Here is a 22,868-nt window from a genome sequence, read left to right on the forward strand (position 1 = left end):
CATCGATGGTGGTTTCGTGCGCGCGGTGTGGTTGTCAGTGACGACCGCACCTGCTGACCATTGAGCACCGCCTGCGCGAATAAGGATCGGGAAGTAGCCGGTAGGCCAACTTCACCTATCGTGCTCGGCGTTTCATCGCGACGTTTCCAGGATCCCAGTCATCAAGACTGCACGGCGCTACATACCGATGTACGCGTGCGCATAGGTGCCGTCCTGCGTCGTCCCGATCGCCGTCGCTGGCCTGACCGTTGGGCACGGACGGCGCGAAACGCTATACACGGTCATATGGCCAGTAAGAAAAAAAGCCCACCTCAGTGGGCGGGCTTAATCCATGTTGAGACATGGAGGAGACAGGGTTCAGTATAAACCCTAATCCGCATCCATGCAGCGTTGCCCGGAAGCCGGACTCCGCGCGCGCCCTAACCGACATAATGGGGATAATGTCGTTTTGTACTTTCAGGAGGCGACATGATCGTGGTGTGCCCGCCGCACGGCCCAACGACCATCATCCGCACGAATGCGTACGGGTTTCCGGTCTATGCCTGATGCTGCGACGACGTGACCTATGTGACGCCCCCGGATGCGTGTACGAGGGCCACCGACGCAACGCTGACGTGACCCGCAGCCCGAACAACCGAAGACGAAAAAGAATGACGCTGACGATCAAGCCTGCAGCCTGACCGCTTTGTAAACTGTGAGATACCTGCTGGATACCAACTTGGCACCTATTTGGTTCCTCACGGATTCCCTACCGAGTCCCGTCCAATTCACGCCGGAGTGCCGCGAGCGCACGCGCTATGACTTCACCGTATGGCTCCTGCAGTTCGTCGGCCAGCGCCTCCAGCAACGCCTTTGTCTCGGCCGTCCCCTTCACCGGGATCTGCACGTTCCGGCCTGTCGTATAGCGCCGCTGTTTGCGGGCTGGCTCCGCGAGCGTCGCCGGCGCGGGCTGACGGCTCGGGAAGCCGGTTTCTTGCGCCAGTCTTTCGATAGCCTCGGGCGGCGGCTTGGGCTTTTTCTCACGCGCCTTGACCGCGAAATCGTCGAGGTTCGCCAGAGGGTTCACACGCTCGCTCATGCTGCCTCCTGCGGCTGGCTCGCGCGGCGCAGCAGCTCGATTACCTCGGCTGCGTATGCTTCGGCGTTCGCCACGGCCTTGTCAACGTTGCTGACGTCTTTCGGATCTAGGTGGGACAGCGGCTGATTGAAGGCAAAAAGGGCCTTGAATGCCTCACGCTCATGAAGCTCAGTCTCGAACAAGTCGATGCCGGCCTCGCGAAAGGCGTTCGCCAAATGCGACGTCGTGCGCGTGCGGATGACCGGGTTAGTGCGCGTGATGAGCACGCCATACGGCACCGCGCGCCGGGACATTTTCTCCTGCTGCTTGATCACCCGGAGAGCGCGCGAGGCTTGCGCGGCGTCCAGCTGCGACCCCTGCGTCGGCACGATCACGAGGTCGGCCTGACTGACGGCCAACAGCACGATCTTCGCGGCTGTGCCCTCGAGGTCGACGATCACGAATGGCGTGCGCGAGGCCGCCTCCTCGATCACGTCAATCATGTTCTCTTCATCGGCATTCGAAACGACGGTCAGATTCGCGGGAGTGTTTGGGCCGTCCGCCCACGTCTTGATGGGATGGTTCGGATCCGCGTCGATAACGGTGACGGGTACCGAGCGCGCGATTTGCTCCGCGAGAACGAGTGCCGAAGTGGTTTTGCCGGCGCCGCCCTTCGGGCTAACGAAAACGATGGTGGGCATTCCGAGTTCTTCCTTTTTAGTCCACTGCCATGCCGGCACCAGCCAGCTAGCTGTTTGGTTCCTGTTGGTTATCTGGCAGCTACCCGGCACCAAACAGATCTCCGGTTGCTACCTGGTACCTATCAGGTATCGTCTGGCACATCGTACCAATCGACGATCACCAACGCCTGGATTTTTCGGAGTTTTCGCGCGCAGTGTTGCGCCGCGCAGACGCGTGAACTGTAAATCAGTGTGGGGCACGCGCCCGACTGGCCGCCACTGGACTCAACGTCGCGAAGCGGGAAGGGCGCCCGGCAGTGGGCACCGCACCAGGCCAGCGCGACAGATCATAAGTGTGTTGGCGTCACTGTTGCGCAACTCCCCCGCGACTACAATCTGCCTCGCGGCACCTTGGGAGGGGTAAGGCGCCCCCCTAAAAAACCTAGCGATTTTGAGTTTTGACACAGCCTCGGCCGTTTCCGAGTTCAGCACGTGTCAGGGCGACGGTGAGCACTTGCAGGGAGCCGCAAGCCCATGATCTGGCCGGGCAGGAACGGCGCAGACCGGGCAAAACCGGATGCCCAACGTGCCGAACTCGGGAAACCAGAAAAAGGGGCCTTAGAGCGGCTGCCCGGCGCATGGACCCTTCTGGTATGGGCGACGGTCCGGCAAGGGCACCACGGCCCGGATAACCGGGCACGTCGGTCATGGAGAAGGAAGGAAACCGCCCCTGTTTCTGCAAGCTGCTTTTCAAGACGCTGGATGACCGGTGAGGTGTGCGCGCCCACGCATGGGAGCGGTGGATATCCGCTGCTTTCGAGACGTGCCCGGCCGTCAGGCCGGGCTTACTGCCCTGATGTGACCGATAGCCTTGATTAGCGCGTGAGTAGTGACCGGCGGTTGTGTATGTGCTTTCGTCGGTTGCAGAGGCATGGAAGCACAGCCAACGAGTAAAGCGGTCGATGCGGCGAGGATGATGCGGGTCATGACGGGTGCCTTTGGGGCTGTTGTGATGAACCGTATAGCGATTCTTTTATTGCGAGCGTCAGATGACCACCCGGCGCGGGTTCTCGCGCCGTCCAACGTCTGGGTAGGGTGTTGTTCGTGAGTGGGTTTATTCACGCGCCGATAGGCGCGCACTTGTTGTCTTTACGCCTCACGGCGGAGGACGCGCAGCGTCCGGGGGTGGGGTTCAACCCGCCGCGTGTACTGTTTTCCACAGGCAAGACGCGACCAGCTTTTTTAGAAACTTATTACCCCTGTTTTTAAAACCTTTTTAAAACCTTTTTAGGCTCGCGCAAACCCTTGATGGGCGTGGGTTTGCGGGGAGCTATTCTGACATTTCCGTGGGTAGGGTGACACTTTTCCGGGGTAGCCTGACATTTTTCGTGGTCAGGGATGACACTTTTTCGGGGTAGTCTGACATTTTCGTGGTAGGTGCTCAAAAAACAGGCGGTTAAACGTTGACTGTCTCGCCAATTCTGACATACATTTGTAGATGTCAGAATAACCACGGATTTGTCAGAATGGATGACGTCATCGAGGCCGAAGAGAAGCAATCGACAGACTTGAGCGTTGTAATCAAGAACGAGCTTGTAAAGCGCGTTCAACGCATGAAGCTGTCCGAAAAACGGTTACTCGCACTCGCGATCGCCAAGTGCAATCCGAAACCCAAGATCCTGCTCGACAAAGCAATGCGGCCTGACCCGCAGACCGGTGTTGCCCCTGGGTGGTCCATTAAGGTAACCGCCGAGGAGTTTATGGAGGCCTATCCACAGATAGACCCCAAGCATGCCTATTCCGACCTGAAAGCAGCGGCTGACAGCTTGTTTGAGTGCGTCATCGAATGGGATGCAATCGAGACCGAGCGGGGTAAGCAAAAGCCCGTGCGGAAGAAAGCTCGCTGGATTTACGAAGAAGTGAATACGACGACGCCGGGCTGGGTGGAACTCAAGTTTTCGCCCAGCGTTGCCCCTTACCTGCTGGGCATCGCCGGGGCATTTACGCAATACAAGCTCAAACATGCGGCGGATCTGCGGTCGATGTACAGTTGGCGACTGCTCGAAATGATGGCTCAGTTCCGCAAAACGGGGCTTTTAACCATCGGCTATGACGAATTCTGCGAGGCGATGGACGCGCCCGCTAGCTGCGTCAAGGATGCTGGCCAGTTACGCCGCCGGGTCATCGAACCGGCTGTGAAGGAACTGCGCGAAAAGAACGGTCTAGCGATCGGATGGGAGCCAACAAAGCCAGCTGGCCGGAAGATCACGGGTTTTGTTTTCAAGTTTGAGGCAGACCCACAAGGGCGCCTATTCTGACAAGAAATTCGCCTTGTCAGACTGACCACGAAAATGTCAGAAAACAACTTTGAAAACTGATCGCGCGACGACTATTCCGCATAGTTTTTTTCGGCACGGAATGTCGCTGCGCGTGTGATTCGAAGGCCGCCGGGCCTCGTCAGGCCTATATGTGTCTCAAGTGAAGGGGTGCATAAGCCTTACTATCAACTCCTTCGCCTCGTTCGATTGCCGCTAGGTCAGGTTACCCGCGAGCGCAGCGGCCAGCCGCTTCATCTGTTCATCCGAAACGCCCGATGCGCGGGCCACGCCGTCGCGCCACACGTCAGATTCGCGAATGGCAAGCTGGGCCTTGACCGGCTTGCGCGCGCACGCCATGGCCAACAGTTTGAGCATCACGTCGAAACCCGGTGCGCCTTCGCTATCGGTTACAGCGGCCTTCAGGGCGCTCAATTCAGCCTCGGCCCGCGCGAGCTGGTTGCGCAATACCGAAACCTGACGCTCATGCGATTCGCTCAGGGTCTGCGCTTGATCTGTCGACGCCCTTATTTTTCGTTACTGTTACGTTAATTAAAGCCTCACGCTGCCGCTCCCGGTAGGCGGCCTGCCGCTGCGCGCCGGTCAATGCATCCGGCTTTCGCGTCGTCCACGTCCCCGCTTGGGCTGCTCGGTCTCAGGTTTGGCAGCACGATTATCCGTCACGTGACGCATATTAGCCTCGAATCAGATCTGGGCTTTATTTTACGTCACTGTAACGAATATTCAAAGATCAGCGTGGACAGCGGCATTTATCCGGACCTCATTGAGGTGGAAAACACCCAAATGAGTTTTGAGTAATTGGGTTATTTACTTAAAAATTACATTATAGGAGTAATGTCGTGCCATCCCGGGTGGCCGGTGGGGTAATCATTTTTCGTTACGGTTACGGTCGATGTAACGGTTAAATGCGGCCTCGTCGTCGTAAAGTGACTTCGTAAGCGTGTCGTCGGCCCAGTCGATCAGGCGCTCCACCACCGCGGGTTTGGACAGGCTGAAGTGCGCAACCAGCCGCTCGAGTGCGAAAAACTGGGTGCCCTTCATCGTCAGGTTCAGGCGCCGCTCACCAGAATCGCCGTCATCAGGACGCGGGAGCCGTCCGAGTATCGCAGCCACATCCGAAGGCGCGCGGGCAGCCGGCGCCGCCCGTGACACCCCATCGCGTCGCGCCTGCGCCAGTTCGCCATGCAGCCGCTCGCACTCCCGCACCAGGGTGTCATAGGCCACGGCAGGCGGTCCGGAATTTTCCGTTACCCGTTACATTAATTGAGGCGGCACGCAGCCGCTCCCGGTAGGCGGCCTGTCGCTGCGCGCCGGTCATTGCATCCGGCTTTCGCGGTCGTCCGCGTCCACGCTTGGCCTGCTCCGTCTCAGGCTTGGCCGCCAGATTATTCGTAACGTCACGCATATTAGCCTCGGATCGGATCGACGACTCGATTTTACGTAACTGTGACGAATATTCAAGGGGCAGTAACGCTACGGTAACGGTGCAACGTTGCACGATTATTCTGCGCCGGCGCAGAGTTGTCCCTTGGGACACACGCGCTTTGCCCGCGGGACGCCACGCCAGCTGTCCGGTGGACAGTCCCAAATCGGGACGCACCGCAACTCGATGCAACGAGCATTGCTCCGGGCGCGCTGCATGGATGTTGATTAGGGTTTATACTTATCCCGTCTCCTCCATGTCTCCACATGGATTAAGCCCGCCCACTGAGGCGGGTTTTTTTTCGGGCTGCCGCCCTACACGTCGCGCAGTCGTGACAACAGACTTTCCACATCACTCATTGATAGGAGGTGATGATGGAAAACGTGGCATACCGCTGCGAATCGACGGGCCGGACCGTTATTGCGTGGATCATCCGGCAGGACGTTTCAGGGATCGGTGACGAGGGAGAAAACTGGCAGGAGGTGGGTCGCCAGTGCGCCGAGTGGCAACGGTGCGAGGTGTGGCCCGCATGCCCACTTGAGGGCGATTGAGCGGCTCTTAGAAATGACAAAGGGCGCCGAAGCGCCCTTGTTTGATTGCTCAAGGATCAGGCCGCGAGTAGCTCGAACCTGAACTTCTTGCCTAGCGCAGTAGCGGCGCTTGCAAGCGTCGTTAGCGTCAGGCTGGTATCTGTCTCGTCCAGCAGGCGGTTAAGAGCCGCCCTGCTCGTTTTCATGCGCGTCGCCATCGCAGATTTGGTGATGTGCTGCGCTTTCATTTCCTGCTCGATCTGCCATGCAATCACGCGTTTCATAGCGGTTGCGGTAGCTTCCTCAAGGATCGCTTCTTCGGCGAGGAACTCATCGAAGTCGCTTCCGATGTGTCTGTTTGCCATGATGCACTCCATTGCTTTCTAAACTTTCTGGGCCTACTTGCGTTTCAGCGTTTTGCTTTCTGTCTCTCAGACTGCTTCAGCAGCTTCAACCGTGCGTTTGCTACATCCAATTCTTCTTTCGGCGTTTCCTGGGATTTCTTGACGAAGCCGTGCAACAACACCATCTGGCTTCCGATCACAGTGAACAGGACGCGCGCAATCCGATTCGGTAGCGTAATCCGCACCTCATAAAGGTCGGTCCCCATTTTGCGGACCAGCGGCATACCCAACGGCCATCCAATCTGAACAGTCTTGATATCTTCCCCGATGGTCTTTTTGTCTTGCGCGGCAAGATCTTTGAGCCATTCGCGCACCGGTTCGTTGCCAATTTCAGAGGCGAAGAATCGGACAGTAAGGACCACCGTAACGGTACGGACCATGCAAATATCATGTCGTGGGAGAGGATTGGAAGTGTACCAATTTTGGTACGTTTATCAAGAAAAATAATGTTTTCTCAATGTTTCCTAACCCATATTTAGGGACAGTTTTTGGTCTGCTCGTCTGTCGTGTGTCAGGTTTGGGTAAACCTCAACCCGACGTCAGGTCGATGTTCAGAACGCGTCAGATTAGGGTCGCTTTCGTCATTCCATGACGTTGTTTCGTCGATCTTCTAGACGCCAGTCTGACGGATTTGCCACTAGCGTACGAAAAAATCCGAATCTTGACGGCACCTCGGTTGGAACGGTTGTGCATCGCCGTCACCCACTGTGCAACCGGTGCCCACGACATGCCTGCCGCCGTCAGCGCCCCCGACATGGCTGATGGTCCCCCGCCTATGCAGATATCGACGGACCGATGGCGAGCCGCGTTTTCGGGGTTGCCGGCGACGACCAGCGGGAAATAGGTAAGCTCAAGGGCTTGCAGGCGTACGTGTGCTCGATCCGGCCGGACCTGCCGGCGTGTGCTCACTAGCTTGCTGCGCTTTGCGTATCTTGCGGTCCAGCCGCCGGGCCTCCTTCTCCAGCGCTTCAATTTGCCGGAGGAACGGGCGTATCTCATCCAGCAGCTGGGCCTCCCGCTCCTGAAGTTGCGGGACCACGTGCGTGTAATCCCACTCGTATTGTTTCAGGGCGAGCCGCGTATCGGACCACGCGCGATCAATCGGGCGCAGCTTGGCCCGCAGCTCGCGCAGCTCCTGCCAGATGGCTTTCTGCCGTCGCTGGTCGGCCTTGATAAGGGTCAGGGCAAGATAAGTCGAAGCAAAACACCATCGGAAAAAAGCGACGAGCCGTCCGTAGCGCCGAGGGTCGGTTGGGAAATGGTCACGTTTCCCGATTTATGCGCTATCGGGGGTGGTGCGACGCCGAGCAAATCAAAGGGAGCGTATTGGAACGGAAAACTGCCGTGGGTTAGCCCCAAGGATATGAAGGTAGAGCGCATCTCGGACGCGCAGGACCATGTTTCGGAACTGGCGCTGGAAGAAAGTAAGCATTCGACCTGCACCGTCGCGGATTACGTTGACGTGTGAGGGGATCGGCTGCTAGCGAACGGGATCGATGTGTGAGGCAGCGGGGAGCAAAGGAGCGACGTTCCAGGGTAACAGTTCGTCGATCCGGTTCACCGGGTGATCTGCGATGCGTTCGATGACGTAGTGCAGGTAGGCTTCTGGATCAATGCCGTTCAGGCGGGCAGAACCGATCAGGCTGTACATCGCAGCCGCACGTTCACCGCCTGAGTCCGCACCGGCAAATAAAAAATTCCGCCTTCCGATTGCTACACCGCGCAATGCGCGCTCGGCAATCAGATTGTCAATCTCAGTCTGACCATCGCTGCAGTAATAGACCAGCGCAGGCCAGCGATTCAACGAATACTGGATCGCTTTGGTGGTGTCCGACTTCGCGGAGAGTGTGAGAAGCGTCGCCTCGAACCACCGCTTCATATCATCAAGCAGCGGCACAGCCTTCTCCTGGCGAACGCGCCGTCGTTCTTCAGGCGGCTTGCCACGAATGTACTCTTCGATGCGATAGAGGGCGCCGATGCGCTCGAGTGCTTCGCTGGTGATCGGTGATGCCCGAACAGCGTGCAGATCATGTAGCTTTCGACGTGCATGCGCCATGCACGCTACTTCGCGAATCTGACCGCCGAGGTACAGATCTGCATAGCCGGCGAAGGCGTCTGCCTGCAGTACGCCCGTGAAGTTGGCCAGGTGACGCTGTGGATGTTCGCCGCGACGATCCGGTGTATAGGCAAACCAGACCGCCGGCGCTTCGTCCGAACCGCTGGGCCGGTCATCGCGCACATACACCCAGAGCCGGCCGGTCTTCGTCCTGCCATTGCCCGGCGCAAGCACCGGCAGCGGTGTGTCGTCGGCGTGAACCTTGCTGCCGCCAAGTGCATGGCGGCGCACCGCGTCGACCAGCGGGTTGAGTAGCCAGGTCAGACTGCCCAGCCAGTGGCCCATAGTGCCCGGTTCGATCTCGACTCCGTCGCGCGCGTACATGACGGACTGGCGATAGAACGGGATGTGGTACGCGAACTTCGATGTCGTGATGTGGGCGAGCAAAGCTGGACCGGGCAGGCCGCGATCGATCGGCCGGCTCGGCGCAGCGGCTTGCACGATGCAGTCGCAGCACGAACAGGCGAATTTGGGACGGCGATGACGGATGACGCGGAAGTGCGCGCGCACGTATTCAAGTTGCTCGGATACGTCTTCGCCCAGCGGTTTGAGTGTGCCACCGCATTCCGGGCAGTCTTCCTCGATGGGCCGATGCACACGCTCTTCGCGTTCGAGGTGATCGGGCAGCGGTTTGCGACAGGCGCTCTCGCGGCGTTGATGCGCCTTCTTCGAATCAGCCTGGGCGGCCGCACCTTCATCGGCCTGCAGGTCCTCAAGTCGCAGTTCGAGCTGCTCGATCTGACGCTCCACCTTCTCAGACTTGCGACCGAACTGCATGCGGCGCAGCTTCGCAATCGTCAGCTTCAGATGCTCGATCTCGATTACGCGGGAGCTGAGTTGGTCCTGCAACTCGACGACCCGCTGCGCGTTTGCATGAGCTGACGCCGCATGCGCGCGCACCAGCGCCTTGAGCGCATCAATGTCGTCGGGCAGGTCGGTATCGGTCAGATCCATTGCGACAGTTTACGACCATCTGCTACATGCGGATCATCGGGTAACAGACGTTTACAAAGCACTGCGCGGGCGTGCTGCCTCGACCGGTTGTCGCCAGTCAAACCCTTCGAGCAGGAGCGATAGTTGAGCGGTGCTCAACGCCACGACGCCGGTGTCGGCGCGGGGCCATGCAAAACGCCCTTTCTCAAGACGCTTCGCAAATAAACATAGGCCGCCATCGCTCCAGTACAACGCCTTCAGCAGATCACCACGGCGGCCCCTGAAGATAAAAACATGGCCGCCGTATGGATCCTTCTCAAGCACCATCTGTACCTTCGCCGCAAGGGAATTGAAGCCGGAGCGCATGTCAGTGACGCCGGCAGCGATCCAGATCCGTGTGTTTGCAGGCGGCCCGATCATCGCAGAATCCGCTCGAGGACCAGGCGCAATATCGTCGCGTCGGGCACGCCTTCTATCCGGACCGACGTATTGCCATGCTGAAGCTGAATGCTGCCGTTTGCAGCCTGCGGAGGTGCCGGCGCGTTCGTCGCCTCCAGCGCATGGGCCGCCGGACGATCGGACCGTCCATCGACAACGACGGGCAACATGATCTCCGCCTGCGCATCTTCGACCAGCAGACCCTGGGCGTACAGTTTGCGCCAGGCCCACACCTGATTGGCGTTGATGTTGTTGTCGCGAGCGACCCTGGCGACTGACGCGCCGGTTTCAAGCGTCTGCTCTACGACCGATCGCTTCCATTCCAATGGATGCCGTCGGTTCTGGCGCTTGGCAGGTAACTCGACTGTCTGAGGCACTGTGTCCATTCTCGGGCTGTTTGTGGACAGAGTCGGTCACTCGTGTCCGTCGCAGCCGATGATTGCATCTTCTACGCAAAGCGGGGAACGGTACAAATCAGATGCTTACGGAAGAAACGCGATTGCCGCTAGTACCCGAGAGGAGCTTACTGATTGTGGTTCGCGGAATGATCCTGGCGCATTCTTTCCCAGTAGGAATTACGCAGGTTGAGGTCACCATCAACCAGGATATGAAGTCACTCACTCCGCTCGTTCCCGCGCTTGTGCCGTATCTCGCTTTGGTTTGTCGGGGCTTTAAGCATGAAATTCTGGAACTGGTAGACCGATCGACGCACGGCACCTGTAAGCTCCAGTCCGACAAACTCTTCGCTTTCCGGTTTGGGCTACCTCCGCTGGCTGAGCAGTCCCGCATCTTGGTGCGCGTCGAAGAGGTGCGTCAATTGTGCGGGAGCTTGCGCGAACGCCTGACCGCACGCCAGACCTGTCAGGCGCATTTCGCTGAAGCCCTGGTCGGGCAGGCGGCGTCCACCGCTCCATTGGCGGCACACACGGACGACCTGGCAGCCGCCGCCTGAGGGAGTTGGCGTCAGCCGGACGCTGCGTCGTCGGAGGTGGCGGACGCCGTGCGGTTGACGCCCGCTGACGCCCGCCGCCCGTAGCCGGGTCACTGCGGAGCGGTCATGCAGCTATTGATAAAAGCGGTTACCAAGAGTACGGTGCCACGCTCGAACGGTGAGCTTTTGCAGGTATCGCCGGTGAGTCTTTTCAGGAGCCTGGACCGATGACATCCCCCCACAATGGCGCGCACGGCGCCGTCCATCTGCTGACTGACAGCGACGCGCTGACCGCGAGCGTGCGGCGCACGGTGCGACTCGAAGCTGCGCCCGACGGCAAAAGCCTGTTCCTGGTCGACGTCGACCAGCGCAAACCCGGGACGCAGCGCGAGGTGCGCTATGAGATCACGCCCGCCGAGCTGATTGCCGCGATCCGTGCGCACGGCGCCGAACTGCCCGGCGAGAGCCATGGCGAGGCCGGCAAGTGAAAGCGATCAAATGTTCCTGAACTGCGGGTGCCGATATTGCTGACCCGTGCGCCGGAAACGGTTGGTTGCGGCTGCGGGCTCTGGCCAATGTCCTAGTCCGGGCCACAAGCAGCCCCCTCGTGCCGCCGTTTTTCAGGTAGGCGGTGATGCCGGTTGGGGTGCCCCCCGGTGTCGTCAGGATTCGGATTTTTTCGTACGTTAGCCGCATTGCACAACCAATAGAATCAAAGGCTTGAGCTTGGGCGATCGACTGCAATTGAACCTGCCAGAGCATCGTTCGCGCCGCCCCTGATACGACGGGGCATCCGGAGCCGCTGGCGTACGGAAAAATCCGAATCCTGAGGGCACCCCTTTTTGACGATCAACGGGCAAGGCTGCGAGAAATTGCGGCCATTCCTGCGGCCCGTTCTTCTGGCGTTGGAGCTTTTTTAAGGGTTGCGGCATGGAAAGTGTTGCGTTCGACTTTTTTGTTTTTATCGAACCAAACGCATGAAACATCGGTTTCGTCAATTTTTTCAATGGTCATTTTTTCGCCGCCAGATTTCAAAAACACTTCATCGCCAATCGCAAAACTGGTCGTCATAATTCTTCCTCGCACTGTAAGCATCGTCAAGATTAACGACACCATCCATTGTTGGGGACGGATGGATCCAATGCAATAGGGTTCCGTCCGACGAATTCCAGACGGACGGCCTTTACTTCTTTTTCGTCGTCGGGCGCTTCATGCGCGGCTTGAGCACGCGCACAATCGTGACGGGTTCTTTTTCTGGCCGGTCAAGACCAATTCATGGGAGCCTTTCACCCAGCCCTCGACGTACAGTTTGGGCTGGGTTTCAAGCAGCCTAGTTTTTTATCAGATCTTCGCCTGCGGGTGATCGACGACCTGCTGGCCGGCGTAGTCCTCTAACCTCGGCGATCTGCCACAGTTGCGCAAGATTTCTTGCTCACTAGCGTGGAGGTCGCACACCTCCCATACGACGAATACCGAAGCCCACTCGGAAGATGTCCGGCATGTTCAGGCGGTCATCCTCGGTGCGATACAGTATCGCGAGTTCAACGAGATCCTCAATCAACGCACCCACGGTACCCTTGCGCAGGGGATCGGTACCGTAGCGTCGTGGAGGAAGCTTTTCACCAATTGCGGCTCTGAACTGGTCCATTTTGGTTTTTTTCCACATGCCGGTGAGCTCGAGTATTTGGCACGGGACCGTGAGACCTCGTGCTGCTTCCAAAAGCGGCTTGACCCATGGGTAATCCTCAGCAATCTCCGCTACGCGGATTTCCGACGCCTTTGCAACACCCTGCTGAATCCCTTTGAAATGAAGCGCGTTGGTTGCGTCCGGCTCATGCTCATCCGTCCATTCCGCTGCCGCCCGAAACGCAAGCAAGAAGCTGCGGGGACTCAACCTCCCTTTTGCGTCAGCGAGGTGCGTGGGCACCCACGTATAGACGTATCCCCGCTTCGCTGATGTGCCAACCCACTCTCCCGTAATGCCCTCCACGACAGCGCGCCCCGGCTGCTCCAGTGTCAGCGCTCGCGGGAGTTGATAGCTTTCCTCTTCCTCTTCATATGGCCATTCGACTTTGACCTTCTTTGTAATCTCACTTCTAAATTCTGATCCGCAGGAGGAGTCGTTCGCCAAGTGCAGTACCACTAGCGCAAACAGGTCGCTGGGCTTCCATACGAGCTCAACCTTGTTCGCCCGCAACTTTGAACTGTCCACAAAGTTCCAGACATCTTCGTCCTCCTCCATGTCGGGACGCAGAAAGATCTTCAAACGAATGGCTCGCCGAGAACGACATTCCAAACAGAACTTAAGCAGCGAGCGCAGGTAATGACGTACCTCTGTCCATCCTCGACCGATCCGATCAAGTGCGTCAAACAAGATCATCAGGTAACGACCGGAGGCAGCGATCTCGCGATCGCATTCGGCTAACATGACAAGCGCTGCATCCCTGTTCTCGGAAAACCAAATGATGGCGTCAGTCCAGTCGCCGTTCTTCAGCGAAGGACGGTTCGTCGTCTTGATTGCGTGGACGAGGACGATAGTGTGCCAGACGTCCGATGCGTCAATGCCACGCTTATTCAGGCGAGCCAGCGTCTCAACCGAAGGAAAATCTTGGCTACTTGGGTCAAGGGCAAATCCGACGGCCACTTCTGTCCTTTGCAGCTCGGGCAGCCTACCAGCTCTAGCAACAAAGGCTCGATGCTCGGGGCTGTTCAGCACCGCTGTCCAATAGCTCTTACCAGTACCACGTAGCCCGACGACGATGCTTGAATTCACACTGAGGGCCTTTGCGTGACCGCTCGGCATATACAAAGTATTCCGTGGCGGAGGAGTCAACGATTCCTGCGACGTCTCTTCGATGCGGGATAAGGCCCAGCGGATGTCCAGAGCGCTGAAGCGGCAAACAGGTGCCTTCATGCATCACCTTCTGGTTCGATCGACGGGAACAAGCGCCCTTCCAATTTTTCGAAGAAGTCATTGAAAATTCCCGACACATACGTCCACTCGGGTTTTTCTTCGATGTTGTTCAACACGAGGGAGCGAACTCCCAAGTCGAAGTTAATAAACAATGGATAGTGAGGTGCCTCAAGACTGTCACGATCAAAGACGACCGGTTCGAAATCACCCACATTCTCCGCCGTTTCGTCATCGTAAAATTGAGTCCAAGCGCTATAGGAGGCGCTGATCCATTTCCGACGCGCGTCTTCGACTGGGGGAGTTTGCGCAGCAACCATCTTCAATCGCCATCGAAGATCGCTGTCCCTGCCCATGCCGTGGACAACAGCCTCCGACCCCGCAAGATGACCGAATAGCTGCTTGTATGCCCACCAGTTTTGCGCGTCATTGCGCGCGAAAAGTAACGCTTCGGCACCAAGCTGTGTTACAGCCGCCGATCCAATGTCGTGCAATCCCGCTCTGGCGTCTAACAAAATTAGATCTGGCTTGACTGATAGCTGCTCCGCCACGCCCAATAGATCTCGGAGGCGTTCGGCTAGGCCGATAAGGTCGCCATTCTCGTTAAAGGACGGCGTATAAATCCGACCTACCTTCGAAACGTAGTTTTGCGTGTTGGCGCCGTATGCAGGCAATACGGAAATTGTTCCATCCTCGCCGATAGCGAGCGGACTGTTCCCTATGCACCCTTCAAGAAGGGAGGCGTCAGCTTGACCGTTCAGTGACTCCATCAACCAGTCCACGAGTCCCAATGGCGGATGTTCTGATAACAACATCTCTCCGATGCCGGGAGCTTCGAGGTCCAGATCAGCGACCAGCACGTTTTTGCCCTTCCGCGCCATGTACCAAGCGAACATCGCCAAAGCCGTGCTACGTCCGACACCTCCTTTGACACTGAAGCCTACAGCCGTCGGTAAGATCGCCCGCGCGACCGGCGGCTTGCGCAGCCAATCTTGATTGGTCAGCAGCCTGTCAATGAGCCAGACATTATGTTGTCCCGCGACACGCGTCTTGTCCGGTGAATCGAACACCTCTGCCGGATCCAAAACATCGCTCTTTCGGAGCAATACTCGGTGAGCTCCAGCACTGTAGTGGCCTAGTGCATTGTTGAGAGCCGCGTCCAGTTCCGTCCATTGGGGTGGTGTGAGAGCGTCATCCGGCAAAACCAAGACGAGCGCCCCCGATGTGTCGCGAACAATATAGATTTCTGGAACAGCCTTGTCGATCAAGCCATACACCACGCCCAATGCGACACCTATGGCGTCATCGAACATAATCATGTTAATTCCCTCGATGCCCCACGACCCCTACGGCGTGCAAAAGTCGACGCGTAGCGTCTCTATGCGTTTGCAAGACTATCTGGTCGGGTACCACGTTGTCTGCATAGCGCTGATGCACCGACCAATCGGCGAACGGATTGGGCAATTTCAAAACTGCGCACAAGGTCGGATACTGTTTTCGAATTGCGTTCACGGAAACCTTGTCCCACAAATCGTTCACGTGCTCCTTGAAGGCTGCCGGCAGGGTGCCATCTGGAAGCCTGGTTGGTGCCACAACCAAGGCCGCCTTGATCGCACACTCGGCGGCAAGTCCATATAGCTGGTCCGCGTTCTGACGACGCTCAGCCTTCACGAGCACCTCGGCGTCGGCGTAGTGCCGACCGGCTGAACTAGCGTAATTCTCCGCCATTAGCGCTCCTAGGAAATAAGCAGGCGATTTTATACGGATATCGGGGTGCCATCAGGCTTCTGACGTTACATACGCCAGAAGCCCAGAAAGCGTTTCGTATAAGACTCGGCGCTACTAGGCGACGGGCCGGCTCAGGTGGCCATTGCTATTAGCGAATCCCGACGGCCCCCCAAGCAGATCATTCGCCGGCGCGACCGACCTTTCACACCCGAATCCGCTCGACCTCGTCCAGGCTGATCTCATCCTGTCGCCGGTCGTAGAGCTGGGTGGTGCGCGTCGACGCGTGGTTCGCCATCGCCGCGGCGTTCTCGAGGGTGCCGCCGTTCTTCAGGTACGCAGTGATGCCGGTCGCACGGAACGTGTGGTTGCCGATCTTGGTGCCGACGCCGGCCGCGAGCGCACGACGCCGCACCATCGCATACGCGTTGGCCTGCGGCAGCGGCGTGGTGCTGAGCTGCCCGGTGCCGCGCCGGACCGTGCGGAACAGCGGCCCCTTGGTGTCGTCAGCGATGCCGGTGCCGTCCAGATACGCGTGCAGGTAAGCCTCGAGCGTGTGATGACACGGCATCTCGTGCCGCTTGCCGCCCTTTTCACGCAGGCGCACCCACAGCCGCCGGTGCTGCACATAGACGTCATCGACCCGCATTGCGAGCGCCGCGCCCACCCGCGCGAACGAAAACACCATCAGCGCAATCAGCGCGCGGTCGCGCAGCCCGATCGGCGTCGTCACATCAATGCTGTCGATCAGCTGCCGTGCTTCGGTCGCATCGAGCACCGGCGTTTTGCCCTTTTTCGCGGTGTGGGACGGGCCGCGCACCGAGGCGGCCGGGTTGTGCGGCACGATCTGACCCACTACTAACCAGTCGAACAGGTGGCGGATCGCCGCCAGGTGCTGCTTGACGCTCGGCGCCGACAGCGTCTGCGTCTGCCGCTCGATCCACGCGGCGACATGCAGCGGCTGCACCGCCGTGATCGAGGTCACGCCGGCGCCGGCGCACCACGCAAGAAAGTCGCCGACCGCGCGCGCATACGCGCGCCGCGTGTGCGGGTTGCGGATTGCCGACGCGAAGAATTCCAGGAAGCGGATGCCGGCGCGCTCGCCCGCCGCCGCTACCACGACCGGCAGCGCCTGGCCTTGCGCCAACGCAACGAGCTGGGTCATGACCCGTTCTCTTCCAGCTCGGGCAGCACGGTAGCCAGGTCGCCTTCGACGTCGATGTCGTAGTAGGCCACCAGCAGCGCGACCTGCTGCCCGACCGTCGCCCGGAACGCCCCGAGTGCCGTGAAGAAGCCCGGCGTTGCCCCGCGCGCGTGCCACCGTTCGTCAAAGAACCGGAACTCTTCGTGCTGGTCGTCCTGAAACCGTCGGGCTGCGGCGCGAATGAGCCGCAGCGGCGTCGCGGCAAACACATCAGGCGGCAGCGCCTGCAGCGTCTTCGTGCATTCCTCACGAGTGGCGTGAACCGAGGCCTCGACCTGGCTCACGACCTCGAGATCCATCGGGTTGTAGAGCACGCGCCGGTCTTCGAGGAACACCATGAAACGCCTGACGATCGCGGCGTCGGATGGGCCAGGATCGGTCCATTGCACACCGCCAAACGGCATGCTGATGCCGGTGACCCTGCGCGCGATCGCGCCGGTCACCCGACGTCCGCGTTTCAGCCATTGCCTCATGCTCGCTTCCTCCCCATCGAATACTTTTCGAACTGTGGCAGCTCACGGATCAGGTCCATGTCGCGTTTCATTCGTTACCTGTTCTCGGGCAGCGGGCATCATCGGCCCTCGATGTCGCCGGCGGGGCTGACGCACTGAGCTGGCCAAGGCATTGACCGCAATGCGCGCAGTGATAGCCGTGCGGCCGGTGGTGACCGTACTGTCCGGTGACCTGCACCCGGTTGCAGGTGCCGCAGGCCGGGCATGTCTCATGGAAGGTGGCCGCATCAAACGGCTGGCTGTCCTCACTCCAGTCCGGCATACGGTCTCCTCTCCTGTATGTGATAAAGGACATTATCATACATATGAGGCAGGGAATGACCTTGAAGTGGATCCCCGATGGGTATCAGTGATCAGCTCTCAGCTGCAACTGACGCGGATCAAAAATGTAGCCAAGCCATCAAGTCCGTAGACTACCGAAAATAGTCATCCAATTGCGCCCACTGATAAGGCGAGAAAATGCTCAGCGATAAGATCCTCGAAGAATTGGTTCGCCGCACGCCGATGAGCGAGCACTTGGTCACCGAAGCCTGGCCCGACCTGTCGACCGAAAGCCGGCTGCAAATCATTCAGGAGATCGTCGACGCGAACCTAGGTTTTCTGCCGACATGGCTTGCCGTGTTGGCTATGAATGACAGGGCGCCGATCGTCCGCTACTGGGCGGCTCGCTCGACGTATTTCAAAGAGCCCGAGTCAGAAGGGAGCACAAACGCCACGCAAGCGCTATTCGGCTTCCTGAATGCGAGCACTGCGGAAGAGAAGCGCCTTTATGCAACCGCGAAGGCGGACTCCTCGCAGCTAGTACAGGCAGGCATCGACAAGTCGTACAGGACGCTCACCGATTCGACTCAGTTGCGGCGCTTGACGGTCCTGCGCAGTCAATCGATGCCGCATCTCGCCGAGTTTTTCGGATGGCTCGACGCGGCTATCGATGCAGGCGTGTCCGACCGGGAGCTAAGCGAATGCGCCCAAGAATTTCTCGCTCTTCCGAAGGTGAATGAAGAATTGAGGCGAGATCCGACAGATTTTGAAGACGGCCTGAACGCCTATAGTGCAGGCAAGGTTTTCGAAACTGCTTGGCGGGTGGCAAAAAAGGCAGGGGCCAGCCTCCAGCGCTGGCTTGCGTCCAACATACCGACCCGGATGGGGCTGTGGAAATTGGATGTTGATGAACTGGCTCAGATGCCGGACGAGGTGCTCGCCGAACTTCCGTGGCGGAAGGACAACTCGGAGGAGGTCGCAGCAGTGCTGGCGTTGATGCGCGACAACCCCGGGCGTTTTCCCGACAAAGCCATCGAAGCGCTCAACCGCGCAGGTAACTCACAAATCTGGTCGGCGGAGCAGCTGGTGCACGCCAAAGCGCGACAGGCTGTCGATCGTTCGCCAGCGATCATCGAGACTCTCATCAACCTCGATGGCAAACTTACTGCGCTCAACGAGCAACTGCACGTCGTGCTCACGCAGTCCAGTCGCAAGCGCGGATTTTTCCGGTAGATATGGCTTCGTGGATTGCAAGTCACTATAACTATCGGTTACTTGCCGAGACGAATGTCACCTGAGAGTATTCGGCCACCTATGTATGCAACCGTCAGCGATACCGCGCCTGTGAGTAACGCAAGCAGACCCCGCGTTTGCGCACTTTCTTCCTTTTCGGGGTCTAGTTTCTGCCAGTTGACGGCCAGTTTGATTGCAAGCCAACCAATCATCGCCCCTGGAACGCCGTCAACCTTGGTTGCTACCAAGATGACAAAGAAGATTCGCTCGACCAGCCCGGTAAGCCAAGGTGGAATTCGCGGAACTTTGGTGGCCGGCTTTGGGCCCAGCCCTAACAGTTTCGTTGTAGCAACAGAAAAAATCATAGCCGCGAAGTGACCCCCGATGAGTGCGACTCCTAATCCCAGTAGCCACGTACACGTCGTCATTAATCGAAAGCTGTAAATGTTAGGCTTAGCCGTCATTCTCGTGACAGCAGCCGGAGAACCCCAGCTCCAGGTCGACCGGAACTATTAGTCAGAATACAGACAAGACCAAACGCTCCACTTCCGGCGCATTAGTCATCACATACTAGCATTCGCAATCAAACAGAGTTATCCACCATTTGTGTTGAAAGGCCTGTGGATAACGCGCGGAGCATTGATGCAGGTGCCTGACACGAAACGCCTTTCTTCTGATGACTCGCGATGGTCAGCACCCAGCGTCAGTCCGTCTTGACATAAAACCTGATCTCGACAGCTGCTGTCAGGTATTTTTAATGTCCGGTTCCCGGCTCCGGACCGGCTGCTGTGGCGCATGCTTCGGCATGAGCGCAGCCCGCGAGCCGGACATGAACGGACGTGGACTCATCACGACTAGCATGCACGCGCCTCAGCTCAGCGTTCAGCTCATTGGCCCTCCGCTCAATCTTCGCTGCGCGCGTCTCTGCCCGTGTGGCGCGTTCAGCGGCTTCCTTGGCGTCAGCAAAGCGCCGACTAGTGGATCAGGCGAGCGTCGTCGTTGCGTTGCGTGACAGTAACGCAACGGTAACGCTGCAGCCGTTTCATACGCTGGGCCGAAGCCCTCGGAACAATTCGTGAACAACGCATGAACACGCCGGAACATCTCTGAACATCATATGAACAAAACGTAGCATTGCGCGTGCGTCGGTGAGCATTGCGTCTTCACCGGCTATGTTCCATTCGTAATACGTGCGTAATACGAGAGGCGAAAATTTGCACAGTATGTATTACGCGGAAAACCCCTACCAGCAACGGTTTGCCGCCGAAATACGGCTGCGGCGTATTACGCGCTTTATGTTCCACTATCAGTAGTTTTCCGGGTTTGGAATCCGTCTTTCGGGAAAGACTGCTGGACTTACCCCGGTTTTCGGGACGGCCAGGCGCTCCGCGCCGGTTTCGCCGGCATGGAACCCGGAGTCGCCGACGCCGCGGGCGTCGGCGCACAGCCTCGGTTTGTCGCTCACACCACATTTTCCGTCGCAGACGGCACTTCATCGGTGCACAGGGACCATTGAGGGACCATAAAGGGACCATGCCTCAACGCGATTGGATGTGCAGGGACCACCACAGGACACACAAGGGACCATAAAGGGACCATCGAGGGACCAAAGAAGGAGCCTGCCCTGTAGAATCAGAAGAAATGGGACGAAAACCTGAAAATGATGAACATCAAAGAGTCGCCGAACGATCTCCCGAGCTTCACGGTCACGTCGCCAGCGCGCACGAAAACCGGGCGGCTCCGCGAGCTTCTCGAAGAAATCGAGGCCGCGCAGACCGCAGGATGGCGAATTGAAAAAATCGTCGAAGCCCTTCGAGGGCAAGCGCTGGATCTGAGCGTGGATTACATAAAAAACGCGTTGAAACGACTCAGGGCCGAGAGGCGAAATGGCAAAAATCAGAAGGCCGTGAAAACGGCTGAATCAGCACCAGAAAAAGAGCCTCAACCGGTGGAAAAATCACCGGGCGAGAAACTTGGAAAGCGCGACGGGGAATCTGGAAATGGAAGAATTTCAGCGGACGGTTTTCGGGATCCCGTGCCTACGTTCACCCGCGATATCCACCGGCGCATCAATCTCGACGAGTAAGACGGGGACGAATTGCTGGCCGCTTACCCGCGACGGTCAAGGAAAAGCCGATAGCAAGGCAGCAGATGACAGTACCAGCTCGCAGATCCAAGCCCCGCGATAGACTGTCATTCATGGCCCGATGCCATGCTCCAGGCGCGTGAGAACATCGCAAACGCGGTCATAGCCAGCCTGAGTAGCCATGACGTCCAGCGGGCGACAGCCATTCAGCATCGCATGAGGATGCAGCATCCATTGCATCGCGCGCACGGAATCTCCAAAAGTTTCCCCGGCCAGTGCCTGCACGTTGAGAATGCGCCGCGCATGCTCCGCAAGCCCCTCTTCGGCGGAGGACTGCGCGCGCTCGCCTAGCCGCCTCTGCCTGTGCGCTTCGATGCGGACCAAGGCACGCTCCTGTGCCGTCGCCAGTTCAATTTCACCGCGCGCCCAGCTTTCGAGATCAGCGATCGTCTCGGAATCCAGTTCCAGCCCTTCGAGCCTTTGTGTGGCAATCGCATTTGCCACGGTTGCGCGGCGCCCAGCCTGTTCGTGTTCGGAGAGCATGGCGACTTCCTGTATGTGAACCGTCATTTTCGCAAGACCCGATGAGCGGCTCAGGCAAAGATGTCTGCCACCGAGTACTGCCGCGTGAATATCCCGGTGTGGCGCGCGAGCACTTCTTCCATCAGGGCAGTCCGATAGCTGGCAAAACAGTCGACAAGCCGCCCTTCCGGGATGGAGGTGCCTGTCTGGCCGGGCGGAGCTGTATTACCCGCTTGCGCCAGCGCAAGCGCAGTGACCAGCAGCACGGCGCCCGCGGCGATGTCCCCGGGCGCGTCTTCGTTGGACAGGGCCTGCATCAGATCCCGGACCAGGGCGCGCAACCATCTATCGGGCAGGTTTTGCGGTAGTGCCGCTTCAGGCCCTCGCGTCAGTACCTCGCGCTGCAGCGCGACCAGGTCGGTCGGAGGGATCTGCCGGGGGCGTCGGACACTGATCATGCTTCATGAGCCTCTTCTTTGCTTGGCCAGAAAATGGGTCGTAAATACCGTGGTCGTATTAGCATGTTACCGTGACCATACCCGCATGAAAAGGGTCTCTGGTCCGTCCGACGACACGGGTTATCTCATTGCCTTGGGACGGGCGATCCGGACTCTCCGGAAAGAACGCGGCCTCTCCCAGGAGTCACTGGCGGACGCCGCCCATGTCGATAGAAGCCACATGGGTAAAATCGAGCGTGGCGAGCGCAATGTCACCATCCTGAATATCGTCCGGATCTGCTTCGCTCTCGATTGTCCTGCCTCGGAACTGCTCTTACAGGCCGAAAGCCAATTTCTCGCTCCATCGTCCCGATAGCCGAGTCGGCAGTGCCTCCGCTTGCCAGTCTGTCCGAAATCGTTCGTTTTCGTACAGGGTCGATACCTAGCGTTTACCCGCATTCAGCAACAATCCCTTCCTGACATCGGCCTTAATCTTAAGCACATGCTTACCTAGACTGTAGTCACTGATTTACGAACAGGGCTGTTCGTAGCAGGACCAAACAAAGTCTGGAGGTAAGTATCATGAAGTCCCTTATTCAAGCCGTTGTCGTTGCCGCTGCCCTTGCTGCTCCGGTTGCCGTGTTCGCCCAGTCGAACCAGCCTGTCACCCGTGCGCAGGTACGCGCCGAACTGGTCCAGCTCGAAAAGGCTGGCTACAACCCCGCCCGTGGCGAAGATCCCTATTACCCGGCCGACCTTCAGGCTGCTGAAGCCAAGGTGGCGGCGCAAAATGCGCAAACCGCAACGGCACAGGCTCGCGTAGCTGACACCAGCGGCGTTGGTGGCGTCATGAGTGGTTCGTCGGCATCGGGCGCCCCCGCAGTCGCTAACGGCCCGCGTTCGCTTTACTCCGGTCATTAAACCGTCAGACTGGCGAGCTGCTGGCGCCCCACCCGGTCGCTAGCATCGCCCTCTGAGCGCGCAGCACCTCTGCGTGCCCTATTTCAATAACTGGCTCGCCACTGCGATCACACCCGGTAGTGGGCCAGTTTCGTATCGAATACCTCCGCCGCCGGGTTCCCGGTGGCTTCGCTCAGACCTTAGCGGTCTGGGCGCTTTTTCTCTCATT

Annotated in this window: 26 protein-coding genes; 8 read left to right on the forward strand and 18 right to left on the reverse strand. The window is 58.6% G+C overall.

Annotated elements, in window-relative coordinates; genetic code table 11:
- Window positions 1-748: 748 nt before the first annotated feature.
- Together AYM40_RS37695 and AYM40_RS37700 are read right to left on the reverse strand one after the other, a co-directional pair.
- On the reverse strand, window positions 749-1,078 hold the full coding sequence (locus AYM40_RS37695; protein ID WP_063501263.1) for a hypothetical protein: 330 nt from the start codon (window positions 1,076-1,078) through the stop codon (window positions 749-751).
- On the reverse strand, window positions 1,075-1,758 hold the full coding sequence (locus tag AYM40_RS37700; protein WP_063501264.1) for a ParA family protein: 684 nt from the start codon (window positions 1,756-1,758) through the stop codon (window positions 1,075-1,077). Before AYM40_RS37700 ends, AYM40_RS37695 begins: the two co-directional genes overlap by 4 nt.
- A 1,505-nt stretch (window positions 1,759-3,263) precedes the next feature.
- Here AYM40_RS37700 and AYM40_RS37705 point away from each other — a divergent pair.
- Complete coding sequence (locus AYM40_RS37705; RefSeq protein ID WP_063501265.1) at window positions 3,264-4,055, forward strand: replication initiation protein; 792 nt, start codon at window positions 3,264-3,266, stop codon at window positions 4,053-4,055.
- A gap of 213 nt (window positions 4,056-4,268) precedes the next feature.
- Here AYM40_RS37705 and AYM40_RS37710 read toward each other — a convergent pair whose 3' ends face one another.
- The 4 genes from AYM40_RS37710 to AYM40_RS37730 all read right to left on the reverse strand — a co-directional run bounded on the left by AYM40_RS37710 (window position 4,269) and on the right by AYM40_RS37730 (window position 6,810).
- Complete coding sequence (locus tag AYM40_RS37710) at window positions 4,269-4,520, reverse strand: hypothetical protein (RefSeq protein ID WP_063501266.1); 252 nt, start codon at window positions 4,518-4,520, stop codon at window positions 4,269-4,271.
- A gap of 420 nt (window positions 4,521-4,940) precedes the next feature.
- Window positions 4,941-5,297, reverse strand: coding sequence for a hypothetical protein (locus tag AYM40_RS37720; RefSeq protein WP_063501268.1), 357 nt, complete (start codon window positions 5,295-5,297; stop codon window positions 4,941-4,943).
- A gap of 806 nt (window positions 5,298-6,103) precedes the next feature.
- Window positions 6,104-6,391, reverse strand: coding sequence for an XRE family transcriptional regulator (locus tag AYM40_RS37725; protein WP_082855586.1), 288 nt, complete (start codon window positions 6,389-6,391; stop codon window positions 6,104-6,106).
- A 44-nt stretch (window positions 6,392-6,435) separates the two neighbouring features.
- Entirely contained in the window at window positions 6,436-6,810 is a 375-nt protein-coding gene (locus tag AYM40_RS37730) for a type II toxin-antitoxin system RelE/ParE family toxin (RefSeq protein ID WP_063501270.1), read from the reverse strand.
- A gap of 521 nt (window positions 6,811-7,331) precedes the next feature.
- Here AYM40_RS37730 and AYM40_RS41720 point away from each other — a divergent pair.
- Window positions 7,332-7,898 (forward strand): hypothetical protein, encoded by a 567-nt coding sequence (locus AYM40_RS41720; protein WP_158515394.1) that lies wholly within the window; start codon window positions 7,332-7,334, stop codon window positions 7,896-7,898.
- A gap of 12 nt (window positions 7,899-7,910) precedes the next feature.
- Here AYM40_RS41720 and tnpC read toward each other — a convergent pair whose 3' ends face one another.
- The 3 genes from tnpC to tnpA are packed head-to-tail and all read right to left on the reverse strand — an operon-like array spanning window position 7,911 to window position 10,303.
- On the reverse strand, window positions 7,911-9,500 hold the full coding sequence (gene tnpC, locus AYM40_RS37740; protein ID WP_063501272.1) for an IS66 family transposase: 1,590 nt from the start codon (window positions 9,498-9,500) through the stop codon (window positions 7,911-7,913).
- 51 nt (window positions 9,501-9,551) lie between these two features.
- Window positions 9,552-9,899 carry an IS66 family insertion sequence element accessory protein TnpB gene (gene tnpB / locus AYM40_RS37745; RefSeq protein WP_035936384.1) on the reverse strand — a complete coding sequence of 116 codons (348 nt, stop codon included), beginning with the start codon at window positions 9,897-9,899 and terminating at the stop codon, window positions 9,552-9,554.
- Complete coding sequence (gene tnpA, locus AYM40_RS37750) at window positions 9,896-10,303, reverse strand: IS66-like element accessory protein TnpA (RefSeq protein WP_082855587.1); 408 nt, start codon at window positions 10,301-10,303, stop codon at window positions 9,896-9,898. Before tnpA ends, tnpB begins: the two co-directional genes overlap by 4 nt.
- A 158-nt stretch (window positions 10,304-10,461) precedes the next feature.
- Here tnpA and AYM40_RS37755 point away from each other — a divergent pair, with 158 nt between their 5' ends.
- The gene (locus AYM40_RS37755; protein WP_063501274.1) at window positions 10,462-10,869 is read left to right on the forward strand and encodes a hypothetical protein; all 408 of its coding nucleotides are present in this window, start codon (window positions 10,462-10,464) and stop codon (window positions 10,867-10,869) included.
- Window positions 10,870-11,075: 206 nt separating this feature from the next.
- Window positions 11,076-11,336, forward strand: a complete 261-nt coding sequence (locus AYM40_RS37760; protein WP_063501275.1) for a hypothetical protein — start codon at window positions 11,076-11,078, stop codon at window positions 11,334-11,336.
- 361 nt (window positions 11,337-11,697) lie between these two features.
- Here the strand turns inward: AYM40_RS37760 and AYM40_RS37765 are convergent, their stop codons facing one another.
- The 6 genes from AYM40_RS37765 to AYM40_RS37790 all read right to left on the reverse strand — a co-directional run bounded on the left by AYM40_RS37765 (window position 11,698) and on the right by AYM40_RS37790 (window position 17,161).
- Window positions 11,698-11,919, reverse strand: coding sequence for a YodC family protein (locus AYM40_RS37765; RefSeq protein WP_063501276.1), 222 nt, complete (start codon window positions 11,917-11,919; stop codon window positions 11,698-11,700).
- 364 nt (window positions 11,920-12,283) lie between these two features.
- Window positions 12,284-13,762, reverse strand: coding sequence for a hypothetical protein (locus AYM40_RS37770; RefSeq protein WP_063501277.1), 1,479 nt, complete (start codon window positions 13,760-13,762; stop codon window positions 12,284-12,286).
- Entirely contained in the window at window positions 13,759-15,078 is a 1,320-nt protein-coding gene (locus AYM40_RS41165) for a KGGVGR-motif variant AAA ATPase (RefSeq protein WP_148662480.1), read from the reverse strand. The genes AYM40_RS37770 and AYM40_RS41165 overlap by 4 nt, the downstream gene beginning before the upstream one ends.
- Before the next feature lies 1 nt (window position 15,079).
- Complete coding sequence (locus AYM40_RS37780) at window positions 15,080-15,487, reverse strand: hypothetical protein (protein ID WP_063501278.1); 408 nt, start codon at window positions 15,485-15,487, stop codon at window positions 15,080-15,082.
- Between the two features lie 202 nt (window positions 15,488-15,689).
- Complete coding sequence (locus tag AYM40_RS37785; protein WP_063501279.1) at window positions 15,690-16,649, reverse strand: tyrosine-type recombinase/integrase; 960 nt, start codon at window positions 16,647-16,649, stop codon at window positions 15,690-15,692.
- A complete protein-coding gene (locus AYM40_RS37790) occupies window positions 16,646-17,161 on the reverse strand; it encodes a DUF6650 family protein (protein ID WP_063501280.1) in 516 nt (171 codons plus the stop codon). The genes AYM40_RS37785 and AYM40_RS37790 overlap by 4 nt, the downstream gene beginning before the upstream one ends.
- Before the next feature lie 498 nt (window positions 17,162-17,659).
- On the opposite strand from AYM40_RS37790, the gene AYM40_RS37795 reads away from it, so the two are divergent.
- A complete protein-coding gene (locus AYM40_RS37795; protein WP_063501281.1) occupies window positions 17,660-18,694 on the forward strand; it encodes a hypothetical protein in 1,035 nt (344 codons plus the stop codon).
- Window positions 18,695-18,732: 38 nt separating this feature from the next.
- On the opposite strand, the gene AYM40_RS37800 is transcribed toward AYM40_RS37795, so the two are convergent.
- On the reverse strand, window positions 18,733-19,059 hold the full coding sequence (locus tag AYM40_RS37800) for a hypothetical protein (protein ID WP_148662481.1): 327 nt from the start codon (window positions 19,057-19,059) through the stop codon (window positions 18,733-18,735).
- Window positions 19,060-20,354: 1,295 nt separating this feature from the next.
- Between AYM40_RS37800 and AYM40_RS37805 the strand changes: the two genes are divergently transcribed.
- Window positions 20,355-20,780: a hypothetical protein gene (locus AYM40_RS37805; protein ID WP_063501283.1), complete on the forward strand. Its 426-nt coding sequence runs from the start codon at window positions 20,355-20,357 to the stop codon at window positions 20,778-20,780.
- 111 nt (window positions 20,781-20,891) lie between these two features.
- On the opposite strand, the gene AYM40_RS37810 is transcribed toward AYM40_RS37805, so the two are convergent.
- Window positions 20,892-21,323 (reverse strand): antitoxin Xre/MbcA/ParS toxin-binding domain-containing protein, encoded by a 432-nt coding sequence (locus AYM40_RS37810; protein ID WP_063501284.1) that lies wholly within the window; start codon window positions 21,321-21,323, stop codon window positions 20,892-20,894.
- Window positions 21,324-21,373: 50 nt separating this feature from the next.
- Complete coding sequence (locus AYM40_RS37815; RefSeq protein ID WP_063501285.1) at window positions 21,374-21,760, reverse strand: hypothetical protein; 387 nt, start codon at window positions 21,758-21,760, stop codon at window positions 21,374-21,376.
- 85 nt (window positions 21,761-21,845) lie between these two features.
- Here AYM40_RS37815 and AYM40_RS37820 point away from each other — a divergent pair, with 85 nt between their 5' ends.
- Window positions 21,846-22,115, forward strand: coding sequence for a helix-turn-helix domain-containing protein (locus AYM40_RS37820; protein WP_063501288.1), 270 nt, complete (start codon window positions 21,846-21,848; stop codon window positions 22,113-22,115).
- Between the two features lie 206 nt (window positions 22,116-22,321).
- The gene (locus tag AYM40_RS37825; protein ID WP_063501286.1) at window positions 22,322-22,660 is read left to right on the forward strand and encodes a DUF4148 domain-containing protein; all 339 of its coding nucleotides are present in this window, start codon (window positions 22,322-22,324) and stop codon (window positions 22,658-22,660) included.
- Window positions 22,661-22,868 lie beyond the last annotated feature (208 nt).

The organism is Paraburkholderia phytofirmans OLGA172 (assembly GCF_001634365.1).
Classification (GTDB): domain Bacteria; phylum Pseudomonadota; class Gammaproteobacteria; order Burkholderiales; family Burkholderiaceae; genus Paraburkholderia.

What these genes read in the sequence shown, in the direction of transcription:
- AYM40_RS37760 (WP_063501275.1), top strand. Translation starts at nt 11,076, where the DNA reads ATGACATCCCCCCACAATGGCGCGCACGGCGCCGTCCATCTGCTGACT.
- tnpC (WP_063501272.1), bottom strand. Translation starts at nt 9,500, where the DNA reads ATGGATCTGACCGATACCGACCTGCCCGACGACATTGATGCGCTCAAG.
- AYM40_RS37695 (WP_063501263.1), bottom strand. Translation starts at nt 1,078, where the DNA reads ATGAGCGAGCGTGTGAACCCTCTGGCGAACCTCGACGATTTCGCGGTC.
- AYM40_RS37765 (WP_063501276.1), bottom strand. Translation starts at nt 11,919, where the DNA reads ATGACGACCAGTTTTGCGATTGGCGATGAAGTGTTTTTGAAATCTGGC.
- AYM40_RS37755 (WP_063501274.1), top strand. Translation starts at nt 10,462, where the DNA reads ATGATCCTGGCGCATTCTTTCCCAGTAGGAATTACGCAGGTTGAGGTC.
- AYM40_RS37730 (WP_063501270.1), bottom strand. Translation starts at nt 6,810, where the DNA reads ATGGTCCGTACCGTTACGGTGGTCCTTACTGTCCGATTCTTCGCCTCT.
- tnpB (WP_035936384.1), bottom strand. Translation starts at nt 9,899, where the DNA reads ATGATCGGGCCGCCTGCAAACACACGGATCTGGATCGCTGCCGGCGTC.
- AYM40_RS37795 (WP_063501281.1), top strand. Translation starts at nt 17,660, where the DNA reads ATGCTCAGCGATAAGATCCTCGAAGAATTGGTTCGCCGCACGCCGATG.
- AYM40_RS37705 (WP_063501265.1), top strand. Translation starts at nt 3,264, where the DNA reads ATGGATGACGTCATCGAGGCCGAAGAGAAGCAATCGACAGACTTGAGC.
- AYM40_RS37725 (WP_082855586.1), bottom strand. Translation starts at nt 6,391, where the DNA reads ATGGCAAACAGACACATCGGAAGCGACTTCGATGAGTTCCTCGCCGAA.
- AYM40_RS37700 (WP_063501264.1), bottom strand. Translation starts at nt 1,758, where the DNA reads ATGCCCACCATCGTTTTCGTTAGCCCGAAGGGCGGCGCCGGCAAAACC.
- AYM40_RS37805 (WP_063501283.1), top strand. Translation starts at nt 20,355, where the DNA reads ATGATGAACATCAAAGAGTCGCCGAACGATCTCCCGAGCTTCACGGTC.
- tnpA (WP_082855587.1), bottom strand. Translation starts at nt 10,303, where the DNA reads ATGGACACAGTGCCTCAGACAGTCGAGTTACCTGCCAAGCGCCAGAAC.
- AYM40_RS37780 (WP_063501278.1), bottom strand. Translation starts at nt 15,487, where the DNA reads ATGGCGGAGAATTACGCTAGTTCAGCCGGTCGGCACTACGCCGACGCC.
- AYM40_RS37790 (WP_063501280.1), bottom strand. Translation starts at nt 17,161, where the DNA reads ATGAGGCAATGGCTGAAACGCGGACGTCGGGTGACCGGCGCGATCGCG.
- AYM40_RS37820 (WP_063501288.1), top strand. Translation starts at nt 21,846, where the DNA reads ATGAAAAGGGTCTCTGGTCCGTCCGACGACACGGGTTATCTCATTGCC.
- AYM40_RS41165 (WP_148662480.1), bottom strand. Translation starts at nt 15,078, where the DNA reads ATGATTATGTTCGATGACGCCATAGGTGTCGCATTGGGCGTGGTGTAT.
- AYM40_RS37815 (WP_063501285.1), bottom strand. Translation starts at nt 21,760, where the DNA reads ATGATCAGTGTCCGACGCCCCCGGCAGATCCCTCCGACCGACCTGGTC.
- AYM40_RS37810 (WP_063501284.1), bottom strand. Translation starts at nt 21,323, where the DNA reads ATGCTCTCCGAACACGAACAGGCTGGGCGCCGCGCAACCGTGGCAAAT.
- AYM40_RS37800 (WP_148662481.1), bottom strand. Translation starts at nt 19,059, where the DNA reads ATGATTTTTTCTGTTGCTACAACGAAACTGTTAGGGCTGGGCCCAAAG.
- AYM40_RS37825 (WP_063501286.1), top strand. Translation starts at nt 22,322, where the DNA reads ATGAAGTCCCTTATTCAAGCCGTTGTCGTTGCCGCTGCCCTTGCTGCT.
- AYM40_RS37770 (WP_063501277.1), bottom strand. Translation starts at nt 13,762, where the DNA reads ATGAAGGCACCTGTTTGCCGCTTCAGCGCTCTGGACATCCGCTGGGCC.
- AYM40_RS37785 (WP_063501279.1), bottom strand. Translation starts at nt 16,649, where the DNA reads ATGACCCAGCTCGTTGCGTTGGCGCAAGGCCAGGCGCTGCCGGTCGTG.